The organism is Micromonospora musae (assembly GCF_003626635.1).
GTDB lineage: Bacteria > Actinomycetota > Actinomycetes > Mycobacteriales > Micromonosporaceae > Micromonospora > Micromonospora musae.
The window spans coordinates 103421-116816 of record NZ_RAZT01000010.1; the positions used below are offsets into that span (position 1 = coordinate 103421).

Sequence of the window (13396 nt, forward strand, 5' to 3'; positions counted from 1 at the left end):
CACCGCCTCAGCCGGCGGCGCGAGTCGGCCGCCCGGCGCCGGGATCGCGGCCCGGACCGACCAGTCCCGTCTCGTAGGCGACGATGACCAGCTGCGCCCGGTCCCGCACCGCCAGCTTGGTGAGCAGCCGCCCGACGTGTGTCTTCACCGTCGCCAGGCTGAGCTGGAGGTGCGCGGCCAGCTCCGCGTTGGAGAGCCCCCGGGCGATCAGGGTGAGCACCTCCCGCTCCCGCTCGGTCACCCCGTCCAGCCGACGTGGCAGCGGCCGATCCGGCTCCGGTCGCCGGGCGAACTCGTCGATCAGGCGTCGGGTGACCGTCGGCGCCAGCAACGCCTCACCCGCCGCCACGACCCGGACCGCGGCCAGCAGCTCGGCCGGCGGGGTGTCCTTGAGCAGGAACCCGCTGGCTCCGGCGCGCAGCGCGCCGTACACGTACTCGTCCAGGTCGAACGTGGTCAGGATGAGCACCCGGCAGCCCGCCGCCGCCACGTCGGCGCAGATGCGCCGGGTCGCCTCGATGCCGTCCATCTCCGGCATCCGGACGTCCATCAGCACCACGTCCGGGCGGTGCCGGGCGGCCAGCTCGACGGCCTCGACGCCGGTCCCCGCCTCGGCCACCGTGGCGCAGTCACCGGCCAGGTCGATCAGCACCCGGAAACTGCCGCGCAGCAGCGCCTGGTCGTCGGCGATGAGCACCCGGATCATGCGACGACCCGGTACGGCAGGCGAGCGGTGACCGCGAAGCCACCACCCGGACGCGGGCCGGCCGAGAACTCCCCGCCATGCAACGCCACCCGCTCGCGCATGCCGGTCAACCCGTGGCCGTACCCGCTCATCCGAACCGGCCGCCGCCCGTCGTCGACGACCTCCACCCGCACCTCGGCGGGCCCCACCACAACACTGGCGTGGCAGGCCGCCGGCGCCGCGTGCTTCACCACGTTGGTCACCGCCTCCTGCACGATCCGGTACGCCGCCAGGCCCACCGACTCCGGCACCGCGCTCACCTCCGCCACGTCCTGCCGCACGTCCAGCCGTACCTCCACGCCACCGATCGCCGCGCGGTCGGCGAGCTCCGGCAACTCCCCGATGCCGGGCGCCGGAGCTTGCTCGGCGCCCTCGCGAAGCGCACCGAGCACCCGGCGGATGTCGGTCAACGCGGTGCGGCCGGTCCGCTCGATGACCCGCAGGGCGTCCCGCGCCTCACCCGGGTCGACGTCGGCGACGTGGTTGGCGACCGCCGCCTTCACCACGATCAGGCTCATCGTGTGGGCCACCACGTCGTGCAGCTCGCGGGCGACCCGCAGCCGCTCCTCGGTCGCCGCCTGCCGCACCAGCTGCTCGCTCTGCCGCGCGGCGAGCGCGCGTCGTTCCCGGATCGACCAGCCGACCAGCCAGGCCGGCGCGATCATGACGGCGGCGTAACCGACCGCGCCGCCGCGGGTCCACAGGTCACCGGCGGTCGTCGCCAACCCGACGCTCACCACGGCCAGGCACATCGCGGCGTACGTCAACGACCGGCGGACGGGCTCGGCGACGGCCAGCGTGTAGAAGGCCAGCCCGATCGCGACCGCCGGGGCGGCGGCGGCGAAGTTCGGAATGATCCCGGTCACCAGCGCCACGGCCGTCGACGCGCTCACCCCGGCGGCCACCGCCACCGGCCAGCGTCGCCGGAGCGCCACCGGCAGACCGATGACCGCTCCGGTGAGCACCGACACCCAGACCGGCTCGCGCACCCCGCCGTGCAGCGGGGCCTCCAACGCCGCGTACGCGCAGAGCGCCGCACCGAGCACGACGGCCAGCACAGCATCCACAAGGTACAGATCGAACGGTCGCGGTGGCCGGGTAAGCAGGTGGGCGCTCACCTGGGCAACGGTAACCGGATGCCGGGTCCGGCGCGTCCACCCGAGGCCTGTCATTCTCCGGGATGACGCCACCTCGCCGGACGCCCCCGCTCTCCGCCCTGGGCAGCACGCGCAAGTGCCGTCCCCGGCTCGACGCGCCGGGCACCGCCGAACGGGCACCGTGGCGGCATGACGACACAGACAGTCATGCTGACCGGGCTCCGGGCCGTCTACGGCTTGGGCGACCGGCGGGTGACGGCGCTCGACGGCGTGACGACGAGCTTCGCCGGTGGCACGTTCACGGCGGTGATGGGGCCCTCCGGCTCCGGCAAGTCCACTCTGCTGCACTGCGCGGCGGGGCTGGACCGGCCGGTGGAGGGGACCGTCACCGTCGACGGGATCCAGCTCGACCGGCTCTCCGAGGACGACCTGACCCGGCTGCGCCGCGACCGGATCGGCTTCGTCTTCCAGTCCTTCAACCTGATCTCGTCGTTGACCGCGGCGCAGAACGTCGAACTGCCGCTGCGGCTCGCCGGGCGTCGACCGCCCGCCCGGGACGTCACCGCCGCCCTCGCCGCCGTCGGGCTCGCCGACCGCGCCGGGCACCGTCCGGCCGAGCTCTCCGGCGGGGAGCAGCAGCGGGTCGCCATCGCCCGGGCGCTGATCACCCGGCCGGCGGTGGTCTTCGCCGACGAGCCGACCGGCGCGCTGGACAGCAGCACGTCCCATCAGGTGCTGCGGTTGCTGCGGGAGCTCGTTGACGAGCACGGGCAGACCGTGGTGATGGTGACCCACGACCCGGCCGCCGCCGCGTACGCCGATCGGATCCTCCTGCTCGCCGACGGTCGCGTCGCCGACGAGCTCACCGGTTCGCTCACCGCCTCGTCCGTCGCCGCCCGGATCGCGGCCACCACTGCGCAGCCGTCATGCTGAGCGTCCGGCGCTCCATCGGCGCCTTCGTCGCCGTCGCCATCGGAGTGGCGTTGGTCGCCGCGAGCCTGCTGCTGCTCGCCTCGGGCCGCCCGCAGACGCCGCAGCGGCTGGCACAGGCGGCCGTCGTGGTGGCGGGTCCCGACGCGAGCAGCCCCGCCGACCCCTTTCCGCCCGACCGTCCGTGGTCCGCGACCAGGACGCAGGAGCTGGTCGCCCGGCTCGCCGCCCTGCCCGGCGTCGCGGCCGCGATCCCGGACCGGACCTTCTACGCCCAGCCCCTCGTGGACGGCCGCCCACCGCCCGTGCACGGCCAGCGGCAGGACGCCCACGAGGGGCACGGCTGGTCCAGTGCCCGGCTCGGTGGGCTGATCTTGACAGCCGGTGCGCCGCCCCGCCGCCCGGGCGAGGTGGTCGTCGACGCCGCGCTCGGGCTGCGCCCCGGCGCTCCGGTCGCTCTGCTGACCGCCGCCGGCGCCCAGTCGTACACCGTCACCGGTCTGCTCGACGGGCCCGGGGTGCACGTCGCCGACGAGGTCGCCACCGCTCTCGCCCCCGGCGTCCGCGCCATCGGCCTGATGCTCGCCCCGGACGCCGACCCCGAACGGGTCGCGGCCGACGCCCGCGGCCTGCTCGACGGCGACGGCCGGGTCGTCACCGGCGACGGGCGGGGGGTGCTGGAACCCCGCGCGGACGCCCGGACCCGCTGGATCGGCATGCAGGTGCTCACCGCCACCGCGGCTCTCGCCGGCTTCGTCACGATCTTCGTGGTCGCCGCGACCTTCGCGTACGCCGTCGCGCAGCGCCGCCGGGAGCTGGCTCTGCTGCGCGCCGTCGGCGCCACCCCTCGGCAGGTCCGGCGCCTGCTGTACCGGCACGCGCTCGTCGTCGGCGCCGGTGCCGCGCTCGCCGGGCTGCTGGTCGGTGCCGCGCTCGCCCCCCTCCTCGGCCGGGTGCTGGTCGACGTCGGGTTCGAGCCGTCGACGTTCCGGGTCGGGTACACCCTCTGGCCGATCGTCGGCTCGTTGGCGACCGGGCCGGTGGTGGCGTTGCTGGCCGTCTGGACGGCGGCCCGGCGGGCGGCCCGGGTACGACCGCTGGAGGCGCTGCGTGCGGCGGCGGCCGAGCGACGGCCGCTCGGACCGCTGCGCGCCACGGTCGGCGGGCTCCTCGTCGCGGCCGGGGTGGCCTTCGGCCTCGCGACCGCGGTGGCCGGCGACCCGCAGGAAGGGGCCGACCGCGCCCTGCCCATGGTGATGGCCCTGGTCACCGGTGCCGCCGTGCTGGCCCCGGTCTTCGTCGGTCCGGTGACGGCAGTGCTCACCCCGACGGTACGGCGAGGAGGCGGCGCGATCGCGCTGCTGCTGCGCGCCGGCGCGCGGACCGCCGCCCGGCGCTCCGGGGCGACCGCCGCGCCCGTGCTGCTCACCGTCGCCTTCGCGGTGCTGGTGTCGGGAATGATCCGCACCTCCACGCCGGTCTACGCGACGAACCGGATCAACGCCGTGACCGCCGATCAGGTGCTCCTCCCGGACCGGGCTCCCGGCCTCTCCGACCAGGCGGTCGAGGCGGCCTCCGGCGCGGCCGTACTGCCGAGCACGGTCTTCGTCGACGGCGAGAGCGCCACGGAGCCGATCCGCCCGCTGACCGTGCTCGGCATCGATCCGGCGCCGTTCACCGCCGCGAACCGGATGCTCACCGTGCTCGCCGGCTCCCTCGCCGACCTGCACGGCACGGACACGGCGGTGGTCAAGGCCTCGCTGGCCGGTACGAGCACGCTGCCCGACCGGCCCTACCCGGTGGTCTTCGCCGACGGGGAACGGGTGCCGCTGCGGGTCGTCGCCGTGGTGAGCGACGACTCCTTCCCCGGCGATCTGCTCCTGCCCCGGGCCGCGGTCCGGGGGCACGATCAGTCAGCGCTGACCGAGGCGGTGTACCTGAGCTCCCCGATCGCCCCGCCGGCCGGGGCCCGGGTGGTCGACGTCGCCACCTGGGCCGCCGAGGTGGATCGGGCCGAGGACCGGCTGGTCTGGCTGGCCACCCTGCTGCTGATCGCGGTGACGGCCGGCTACGGCGGGATCGCCGTGGTCAACACGTTGCTGATGGCGGCCGCCGGCCGGGCGCGGGACCTGCGGCTTCTCCGGCTGGCCGGGGCGACGCGGCGGCAGGTCGTACGGCTGGTGGCCGCCGAGTCGGCGCTGGTGGTGGCGGTCGGCGCGGCGCTCGGCGGGGCGGTCGCGCTGGTCGGGCTGCTGAGCATCCGGGCCGGCCTCGTCGCGCAGGTCGGCGCCCCGGTCGATCTCGTCGTCCCGTGGTCGGTGGTCGGCGGCGTCGTCGGCCTCTGCCTCCTGCTCGCGCTGGCGTCGAGCGGAGTGCCGGCCTGGCGGCTGCTGCGTCGAGGATCCACAGCGGACGCCGAGTGACGGTTTCCGCGCCGGATGCCGCGCCGCGGGCGGGATCCCGCCCACGGCGCGGACGGGCTACGGTGCCGGAATGCGATTCGCGCGCCCGGCCGGGCTGCTCCTCGCCGCCGTCGCCGCCGCGCTGTGGGCGGTCAACATGACAGTCCTGCAGCCCCTGACCGAGCCGATCGGGCCGTGGCCGGAGGCGCTCCCCGGCAACAACGCCTACTGGGCCCGCGACCTGCGGTTCGCCACCATCGTCGCGGTCGTCCTCGGGCTGCTGCTCGCCGGACGCGGCGACAGCTGGTGGGTGCGACCGGCAGTGGTGCTGGGCGGTGTGTGGATCGCCGCGGACGTGGCCGTCGACCGGGCCGACCCGACCGGCACCGGGCCGACGGTGCTGCTCGCCGCCGCCGGCTGCGCGGTGGTCGCGGCGTTCGCCTGCTCCGCCGCGTTCGCCGAACGCCGCAGGCGCGGCGCGGTCCAGCCCGGCGGGCACCGGCGGACGCTGACCGGCGCGGCCTGCGTGGCCGCGGCGGTGACCCTGGTGGCCGCCGGCATCGAATCGCCGACCGATCGGGAGCCCGAGCTGCACCCCGCCACGTTCGGCACCGCCACGCTGCTGCTCGTGCTGGCCGTGAGCTGCGCCCTGGCGGCGGCGCCGGCGCCGAGTCGGGCCCGGGGCTGGCTGGCCGTGGCGGTGGGGGCCGCGAGCGTGCTCGGTGTGCTCTTCGTCCGCGCCACCTCGCCGGGCGGCGGGCTGCTGCCGTACTCCCTGCTCGGCGGGGTCCTGCTCACCGGGGTGACGCTGTTTGCCTGGGACTGGCCGGGTGGCCGCCCGGCCAGGTCACGGCACGGCCTGGCCGCGCTCGCCGCGCTGATCGTCCAGCCCGTACTGCTGCTCTGCGCGGTCCTCGTGATGATGATGCTCCCCATCGCCCCGCCGCTGACGGAGCTGGCCGGCAACCTCGCCATCAACGCCGCGGACTCCGACCTCCTGCTCTCGTTCGCCGGGGTGCTCTCCGGCCTCGGGATGTCGCTCCTGCTCGCTCGGCCGCCGCTGCTGGGGAAGCACCCCGCCCCGGTCGCGGTCGGATCGCCCGGCAGCTGACAGTCGCAGGCCGCCGCCCGGTCCCGGCGGCCGTCGGGACCGGGCGGCGGACACCTCACCGGCGGTCGCGCTCCGGCTCGGTCGGCGCGGGCTGGCCGGCGGTGGGCAGGACGGCCCGCCCGGTCGACCGCCAGTACTGCCGGTGCTCCTCATCCCGCACCACCACCCCGAGCCGGCCCAGCTCCCGGCGCAGCTCCCGGGCGTCGTCGCGGCGATTCCCTTCGATGGCGCGTTCCCGGGCCCGCAGCAGCGCGTCCGCGCCGGCCGGCAGGCCGGGCAGCTCGGGCACCCACAGTCGGTACGCGGCCCGGTGCGGATCCTCCTCCGCCCACGGCCAGCCGTGCGCGCGGAACGCCGTCCGCAGCCGGTCCCGGTTCAGCTCCGAACGCTCCCGGAGCAGCTCGCCGTCGTCGCCGTCGAGGAGTACCAGGTCACTGCCGTCGACGAGGACGACCCTGACCTGGTGTCGGAGCGCCTCCTGTTGCTTGCCGTCCCGGCGCAGGGTGGTGCGCTCACGGTCGACGGTCACCGTGAGTCGTTCGGCGGTGCCGGCCCCGGCCAGCAGCAGGCCGGCCACCGCCCCGATCGCCGCCGCCCCGATGCCCACCTGCGGCTGCGGCAGCCGGGACACCGCCTCGAAGAGACCTTTCCACGGCACCCAGGGCAGGTCGGCGACCCACCCCGCCGCGGCCGCGAGCAGCCAGCCGGCCCCGGCGCCGAGCGCCGGAAAGCCGACCCACATCAGCACCAGCTCGCCGGCCCCACCGCCGACTCTGCTGCGGGAGTCGCCGGACATGGTCAGGCCACCTCGCGACGCAGCGTCCGGACCAGGCCGACGGCGAGCGGTACGACCACCCAGAGCAGCAGCGACACCCCCAGCCGAGCCCACTGGTCGGCGGTCACGGAGTCGCTCAGCAGCGGCTCCATGGTGCGGCTGGTGTCCAGCCAGCCGGCCGGCTCGCCCAGCGCCGGCACCAGCCCACCGATGATCGACCACACGGTGGGCAGCAGCAGGTAGGTGACGATGGCGAGCGGGGTGTTGAGCAGCAGCAGCCCGAACCCGACGCCCATCAGCACGTTGACGAGTTGGAAGACCACCGAGTGGAGCAGCAGCGCCCCGCCGAACTCCCACCGGCCGGATCCGCCGGTCACCCCGGCGATCAGCGTGCCGGCCGCGGCGACCGCCAGGCTGGTGACCAGGGACGCCAGGGTGGCCACCACCACCGCGGCCAGCTTCGCGGCGACCACCCGCTCCCGGCGGGGCACCAGGGCGTACGTGACGAGCGCCGTGCGCTGTGACCACTCGGACGTGATCGAGAGGATGCCCAGCACGGGCAGGAGCACGCCCACCGGCAGCAGCGACGGCACGAAGAAGTTCACGAACGTCTGGTCGGCGTCGGCGGCGTAGCCGAGCTGAAGGGTGACGATGACGGCGGTGGTCAGCCCGATGATGATCAGCAGCCAGAGCCCGGCCCGGGTGTCGGCGAGCTTGCGCAGCTCCACCGCGGTGAGCCGCAGCAGCGACGGTCGCCGTACGCCGGTACGCGGCACGGGCTCGACGTGGCTCGCGTGGGGTGCGGTCGTGGTGGTCACTTCCCGGCCTCCTTAGTCGATTCGGCGGTGAGGGTGAGGAAGAGCTGCTCCAGCCCGCCGCCGGCCGGGCGCAGCTCGGTCAGCACGACCCCGGCGTCCGCCGCGGCCTGCCCCACGGCCTCGGTCTCGGTGGGCACCAGCAGCCCGTCGGGCGCGTCCCGCGCGGTGAGGCCGGCGGCGGCCAGGGCGCGGCGCAGCGCCTCGACGTCGCGGGCGCGCACCAGCGTGCCGTTTCCGGCGAGCAGCTCTGTCTTGTCACCCTGGGCCACGATCCGGCCGCCCCCGATCACCACCAGCCGGTCCGCGACCGCCTCCACCTCGCGCAGCAGGTGCGAGGAGAGCAGCACGGTGCCGCCCCGGTCCGCGAAGTCACGCAGCAGGCCACGCATCCAGAAGATGCCCTCCGGGTCGAGCCCGTTGGCCGGCTCGTCGAGGATCAGCACCCGCGGGTCGCCGAGCAGCGCCAGCGCCAGGCCGAGCCGCTGCCGCATGCCGAGCGAGTACGCCCGGACCCGCCGCTTCGCCGCCGCCCCGTCGAGCCCGACCAGCTCCAGCTTCGCGGCGACCTCCTGCCGGTCCAGGCCCATGGTCTGCGCGGCGACGCCCAGGGCCTCCCGGCCGGTCCGCCCGGCGTGCTGGGCCGAGGCGTCGAGCAGTACCCCGATCTCCCGTCCCGGGTTCTCCAGCTCCCGGTACGGGCGCCCGCCCACCGTCGCCCGACCGGCGGTCGGCAGGGTCAGTCCACAGATCATCCGCAGGGTGGTGGACTTGCCCGCCCCGTTCGGTCCGAGGAATCCGGTCACCGTGCCCGGTTCACAGCGGAACGACACGTCGTCGACGGCCTGGTGCCGGCCGTACCGCTTGCTCAGGTTCTCCACACCGATCATGCGCCGAGCCTGCGCGAGCCACCCGGCCGCCCGCAGCGGCCGGCGGTCGCCGATCGCCGCGACCTTGGTCTATCCGAGGGTCTCGACTTTGGTAGCTGGCTGGCCGGTCCCGAAGCTGCCTAGCATTGACGGGTGACCAGCGCCGTCGTGCCGGACCACCCCTGGCTGCTGCCGGGGGCGCTCGCCGTGCCGACCGAGCGGGGCCGGTCCCGCCCCCGGCGCACCACCCGGGACTGGATCGTCGACGGTCTCTGCTTCCTGGTCTCCCTGTTCTGGGTCCTGGTCGTGACGTTCGACGCGGCCGCGCCGAGCCCCGAGATGACCGCCCCGCCGCCGTACGACTGGATGATCGCCGCGGACGGGCTGGTCGGCCTGGTCTGCTGCGCGCTGCTCTGGTTCCGCCGACGCTGGCCGGTCGGGCTGGCCGTCGCCACCCTGCCCTTCACCGCCTTCTCGATGGCCGGGGCGATCCCACTGCTGATCATCTTCTTCACCGTGATCGTGCACCGGCGCACGGCGGTGGCGCTGGCCCTGACCGGCGCCGGCATCGGCACCAACTTCCTCCTCGCCTACCTGCGGCCCGAGCCGGGCATGCCGTACTGGGCCTCGATGGCGTGGGGCGTGGTGCTCAGCGGGATGGTGCTGGCCTGGGGGATGTTCGTACGGGCCCGCCGGCAGCTGGTGGTGTCGCTGCGCGAGCGCGCCGAGCGGGCCGAGGCGGAGCAGCAGTTGCGGGTGGCGCAGGCCCGCCAGTCGGAGCGCACCCAGATCGCCCGGGAGATGCACGACGTGCTGGCGCACCGGATCTCCCTGCTCAGCCTGCACGCCGGGGCGCTGGAGTTCCGCCCGGACGCGCCGCCCGACGAGGTGGCGCGGGCCGCCGCCGTGATCCGGGGCAGCGCGCACGCCGCGTTGCAGGATCTGCGCGAGGTGATCGGGGTGCTGCGCGCGGAGACCGCGGTCGAGGCGGATCCGGAGCGTCCGCAACCCACCCTGGCGGACCTGCCCGCGCTGATCGAGGAGTCCCGGGCGGCCGGCGTACGGGTCAACGCCAGCCACGGGGTCGCGGAGGCGCACACCGTTCCGGCCGCTGTCGGGCGCAGCGCGTACCGGATCACGCAGGAAGGGCTGACCAATGCGCGCAAGCACGCTCCCGGCGCTGTGGTGACCGTCGGCGTGGCCGGCGGGCCGGGCGCGGGGCTCAGCGTCGACATCCGCAACCGGTGGCCGGTCGGTGGGGCGACCGACGCGGGGATTCCCGGCACGGGCACCGGGTTGGTCGGCATCGCCGAGCGGGTCACCCTGGCCGGCGGCCGCCTCGAGTACGGGCGGGACGAGACCGGCGACTTCCGTCTGGCGGCGTGGCTGCCGTGGCCGGCGTGACCGGACCGGGTCGGCCCGCGATGGACCCCGCTGGCCCGATCGGGTCCGACGCAGGCGCCGAGGTGCCGGGTGGCCCGGTGCGAGTGCTGATCGTCGACGACGATCCGCTGGTCCGCGCCGGGTTGTCGATGATCCTCGGCGGTGTGCCGGACCTACGGGTGGTGGGGGAGGCCGCCGACGGGGGTGAGGTGCCCGCCGCGGTCGCCGCCGGCCGGCCCGACGTGGTGCTCATGGACATCCGGATGCCCCGGCTGGACGGGCTGGCCGCGACCGAGGCGCTGCGCGCGCTGCCGGATCCGCCGGAGGTGCTGGTGCTCACCACCTTCCACGCCGACGAGCAGGTGCTCCGGGCACTGCGCGCCGGGGCGGCCGGTTTCCTGCTGAAGGACACCCCGCCCGCGGAGATCGTGCAGGCGGTGCGTCGGGTGGCGGCGGGGGAGGCGACTCTCTCCCCGGCGATCACCCGCGCGTTGATCGCGCACGTCACCGGCGCCGCGCCCGCGCCGGTCGGGGCCGACCCGCGTCGCGAGCGCGCGCTGCGGCTGCTCGCCGCGCTCAGCGAGCGGGAGCGGGAGGTCGCCGTCGCGCTCGGCCGGGGGCGGACCAACGCGGAGATCGCCGGTGAGCTCTACATGAGTGTGGCGACCGTCAAGGCGTACGTCTCCCGGCTGCTGACCCGCCTCGAACTGAACAACCGGGTGCAGGTGGCCCTGCTCGTGCACGACGCCGGCCTGGTCTGACCAGGGATCGCCGCAACTCATCCGGAACGACCCGGATGAGTTCACACTCATTCGTGAGTGTTCCGTCTTTGAGTGTTCCCTCTTTGAGGGTTCCGGCGGTGGTGGTCTGGACACCTGCTCGCCGCCTACTCGGATTGAACTTCTGCTCGGCGCTGGCCGTACCACTGGCCGAGGATGCGGGTGCGGCGGTCCGCCGCGCCCCTGCCGAGCTGCGGGAGGCCTGCCGTGCGTGTTGGTGAGCAGTCGACGGACCCCATCGATCTGGTGCTGGGAGAGGTGCCGGTACCGGCACCACTGACCCCGGAGGACATCCGGCTCGCGGTGCGGGCGGTGGTGGTGCACGGCGCAGAGGAGTGGCCGGCCGGACCGAAGTGCCGCAACGACGGGTCGGCCTACCCGTGCCGCCTGCACCGCTGGGGCCGCCGGGTGCTGCTCGCGCACGGCCTCAACGACCGCCAGGTCGACGCGGTGATCCGGCACGGCAACCCGTTCGTCCGGGTGCCCTTCCCGTTCACCGCCACCGGCCCGGCCCGGGACGAACGGTCCGCCCCCCGTCCGGCGCGGACCGCCTCCGCCGCCGCACCGAACTGGCCCCGAGCGAGCTGAGCAGCACTCCAGCCTGCCCCCGGGGCGGGCCGAGCGGCGCTGCCCAACGGTCCCCGGGCTGCGCCGCCTCCCGGGTGGCAAGACGCCGGCCCGGCGCGGGGTCCCCCCATCCCCCGCACCGGGCCGGCGTCGCTCCGGCGTGACTCAGCCGATCCCGCAGTCCGGCGCGGACCAGCTCGTGCTGTTGCTGACGCCGTCGTCGTTGTTCTCGCGGCGCGAGTCGACGTGTACGTGGTCGTCGTGGTCCGGGTAGCCGGGCCCGAAGATCCCGCTGAAGCCTCTGTTGCGGGCGTCCCGGGCGACCTCGCAGAGCGACGAGGTGCGCGACACCACGTCGGCGGAGGTGCCGTAGAGGTGCTGGCTGTCCGACGCGCCGCCGACCTGGTTGTTGCAGGCATGGCTGCGGAATCCGCTGGTCACGTAGAGCGGCTCGTCCCCCAGGCTGCGCCGCATCGCCTCCAGCTTCCACATCGTGTGCAGGGCGTTCTCGCGGGTCTCGCTCGCCGACAGCGGGCCCCCGCTCCACCCGCCCCGGCCGCAGCCGTCGTCCAACTCGCTGTAGCTGAAGTGGCGGGGTGTGCAGTCGTTGTCCTGGAGTTCGTAGAGCTTGGCGTACGTCTCGGGGCCGGCGATGCCGTCCACTCGCAGCCCGTACGCCTGCTGGAACCGCCGGACCGCAGCGTGGGTCTTGGGTCCGAAGATGCCGTCGAGCTCGACGATGTCCCGGTTGCCGGCCCAGCCGGCCACCCGGATCTGCAACTCGCGGACGTCGGAGCCGGACCGCCCCTGGTAGAGGTTGCGGTTCCACGTGTAGCAGCCGTCGGCATGGGCCGCTGGCGCGGCGACCACCGCGGCGATCGCAGCACCTGGCAGCGCCAGGGCGATAGCGACGGCAGCCCGCTTCAGGGTGTTTACGCGCACAGAAGTCCTCCCGATAGGAGCGTGAATGGGGTGGGCTTCGGGACATTGACCGGAGCGTCCCGCGATTTCCACCCTGGCAGCTATCCGGCCGGTTGGGGGCGATTAACGAGAATCGTCCTCATGATTTGCGGTTGCTGAGCAGTCGCTGTAAATGTCATGGATCCACGAATCAGCCATTTACGGCGTGAGATGCCGAGTGAAGCGGAAACGCGGCGAACCTCACGGAACGCCCCAGCGAGGGTGATGTTCTCCGGGGTTGGGTGAGCGGTAACGTCAGGCCCCGGGGGGCGACGCGCGGGGGAGGTGGACGTGGCGCGGGGAGGCATCTTCTGCGTCGAAGGTCAGTGGCACCGGGACCTCAACGAACGAGGATCGGTGCTGCCCACACTCGAACTGCTCGAGCGGCTGGGCAAGATCAGATTCATCCACAAGGACGCGGCGACCCGCGACGAGCTCTTCTACTTCCTCGACCGGTGGCTGCTCAAGCAGTACGCCGACCACCGGGTGGGATTCTTCGCCATGCACGGAGAACCGAGCCGGCTGCGCCTGACCGACTGGAACTCCGTCGAACTCGCCGACGTCGCCGAACTGATGGCCGGGCGCTGCGAGGGGCGGCGGCTCTACTTCGGCAGCTGCTCGGTGCTGCGCGCCTCGGACGCCGCGCTGCGCGAATTCCTCGAGATCACCGGAGCCGCTCTGATCTGCGGTTTCACCCGCGACGTCGACTGGGTCGAATCGGCGGCCTTCGAAACGGTACTGCTCGACGTGCTGGCCAACGGCCAGCGGCACAACGCCGCGGAGCTGCGGATGGGTTCGGCGCACTGGGCGCCCCTCGCCTCGTACCTGGGATTCCGGGTGATCTACGCCAACGGGCGCGCCTGGCGGCCCCCGGTACGGCCCCGCGTGCCGGCGCAGCAGGTCGCGGAGCGCACCGCCGCCCGCCCGCACTAGGGTCTGCCCGGACGCGCCCCGGGGCGGGCC

Annotated in this window: 13 protein-coding genes; 7 read left to right on the plus strand and 6 right to left on the minus strand. The window is 74.6% G+C overall.

Annotated elements, in window-relative coordinates; all coding sequences use genetic code 11:
* Positions 1 to 7: 7 nt before the first annotated feature.
* Positions 8 to 706, minus strand: coding sequence for a response regulator (locus tag D7044_RS20480; RefSeq protein WP_120689934.1), 699 nt, complete (start codon positions 704 to 706; stop codon positions 8 to 10).
* Positions 703 to 1863 carry a sensor histidine kinase gene (locus D7044_RS20485; protein WP_233565066.1) on the minus strand — a complete coding sequence of 387 codons (1161 nt, stop codon included), beginning with the start codon at positions 1861 to 1863 and terminating at the stop codon, positions 703 to 705. The genes D7044_RS20480 and D7044_RS20485 overlap by 4 nt, the downstream gene beginning before the upstream one ends.
* A 168-nt stretch (positions 1864 to 2031) precedes the next feature.
* Between D7044_RS20485 and D7044_RS20490 the strand changes: the two genes are divergently transcribed.
* The 3 genes from D7044_RS20490 (at position 2032) to D7044_RS20500 (ending at position 6285) form a co-directional block, all read left to right on the plus strand.
* Positions 2032 to 2775: an ABC transporter ATP-binding protein gene (locus D7044_RS20490; RefSeq protein WP_120689936.1), complete on the plus strand. Its 744-nt coding sequence runs from the start codon at positions 2032 to 2034 to the stop codon at positions 2773 to 2775.
* The gene (locus D7044_RS20495; RefSeq protein WP_120689937.1) at positions 2769 to 5195 is read left to right on the plus strand and encodes an ABC transporter permease; all 2427 of its coding nucleotides are present in this window, start codon (positions 2769 to 2771) and stop codon (positions 5193 to 5195) included. Before D7044_RS20490 ends, D7044_RS20495 begins: the two co-directional genes overlap by 7 nt.
* 70 nt (positions 5196 to 5265) lie before the next feature.
* Positions 5266 to 6285, plus strand: a complete 1020-nt coding sequence (locus D7044_RS20500) for a hypothetical protein (protein ID WP_120689938.1) — start codon at positions 5266 to 5268, stop codon at positions 6283 to 6285.
* Between the two features lie 55 nt (positions 6286 to 6340).
* On the opposite strand, the gene D7044_RS20505 is transcribed toward D7044_RS20500, so the two are convergent.
* The 3 genes from D7044_RS20505 to D7044_RS20515 are packed head-to-tail and all read right to left on the minus strand — an operon-like array spanning position 6341 to position 8765.
* Positions 6341 to 7081 carry a YqeB family protein gene (locus D7044_RS20505; protein WP_120689939.1) on the minus strand — a complete coding sequence of 247 codons (741 nt, stop codon included), beginning with the start codon at positions 7079 to 7081 and terminating at the stop codon, positions 6341 to 6343.
* 2 nt (positions 7082 to 7083) lie between these two features.
* Entirely contained in the window at positions 7084 to 7878 is a 795-nt protein-coding gene (locus D7044_RS20510) for an ABC transporter permease (protein WP_411710992.1), read from the minus strand.
* Positions 7875 to 8765: an ABC transporter ATP-binding protein gene (locus D7044_RS20515; protein ID WP_120689940.1), complete on the minus strand. Its 891-nt coding sequence runs from the start codon at positions 8763 to 8765 to the stop codon at positions 7875 to 7877. Before D7044_RS20515 ends, D7044_RS20510 begins: the two co-directional genes overlap by 4 nt.
* A gap of 132 nt (positions 8766 to 8897) precedes the next feature.
* Here D7044_RS20515 and D7044_RS20520 point away from each other — a divergent pair, with 132 nt between their 5' ends.
* From D7044_RS20520 to D7044_RS33305, 3 genes are all read left to right on the plus strand, one after another.
* A complete protein-coding gene (locus D7044_RS20520; RefSeq protein ID WP_120689941.1) occupies positions 8898 to 10148 on the plus strand; it encodes a sensor histidine kinase in 1251 nt (416 codons plus the stop codon).
* A complete protein-coding gene (locus tag D7044_RS20525; RefSeq protein WP_120677664.1) occupies positions 10127 to 10888 on the plus strand; it encodes a response regulator in 762 nt (253 codons plus the stop codon). Before D7044_RS20520 ends, D7044_RS20525 begins: the two co-directional genes overlap by 22 nt.
* A gap of 225 nt (positions 10889 to 11113) precedes the next feature.
* On the plus strand, positions 11114 to 11494 hold the full coding sequence (locus D7044_RS33305; RefSeq protein ID WP_233563134.1) for a hypothetical protein: 381 nt from the start codon (positions 11114 to 11116) through the stop codon (positions 11492 to 11494).
* A gap of 144 nt (positions 11495 to 11638) precedes the next feature.
* On the opposite strand, the gene D7044_RS20535 is transcribed toward D7044_RS33305, so the two are convergent.
* The gene (locus D7044_RS20535; RefSeq protein WP_120689942.1) at positions 11639 to 12415 is read right to left on the minus strand and encodes a M15 family metallopeptidase; all 777 of its coding nucleotides are present in this window, start codon (positions 12413 to 12415) and stop codon (positions 11639 to 11641) included.
* A gap of 309 nt (positions 12416 to 12724) precedes the next feature.
* On the opposite strand from D7044_RS20535, the gene D7044_RS20540 reads away from it, so the two are divergent.
* Complete coding sequence (locus D7044_RS20540) at positions 12725 to 13366, plus strand: DUF6642 family protein (RefSeq protein WP_120677874.1); 642 nt, start codon at positions 12725 to 12727, stop codon at positions 13364 to 13366.
* The last annotated feature ends 30 nt before the right edge of the window (positions 13367 to 13396 follow it).

Excerpts from the sequence above, each read along its gene's own strand:
- D7044_RS20490 (WP_120689936.1), top strand. The coding sequence starts at position 2,032 with ATGACGACACAGACAGTCATGCTGACCGGGCTCCGGGCCGTCTACGGC.
- D7044_RS20480 (WP_120689934.1), bottom strand. The coding sequence starts at position 706 with ATGATCCGGGTGCTCATCGCCGACGACCAGGCGCTGCTGCGCGGCAGT.
- D7044_RS20495 (WP_120689937.1), top strand. The coding sequence starts at position 2,769 with ATGCTGAGCGTCCGGCGCTCCATCGGCGCCTTCGTCGCCGTCGCCATC.
- D7044_RS20500 (WP_120689938.1), top strand. The coding sequence starts at position 5,266 with ATGCGATTCGCGCGCCCGGCCGGGCTGCTCCTCGCCGCCGTCGCCGCC.
- D7044_RS20515 (WP_120689940.1), bottom strand. The coding sequence starts at position 8,765 with ATGATCGGTGTGGAGAACCTGAGCAAGCGGTACGGCCGGCACCAGGCC.
- D7044_RS20505 (WP_120689939.1), bottom strand. The coding sequence starts at position 7,081 with ATGTCCGGCGACTCCCGCAGCAGAGTCGGCGGTGGGGCCGGCGAGCTG.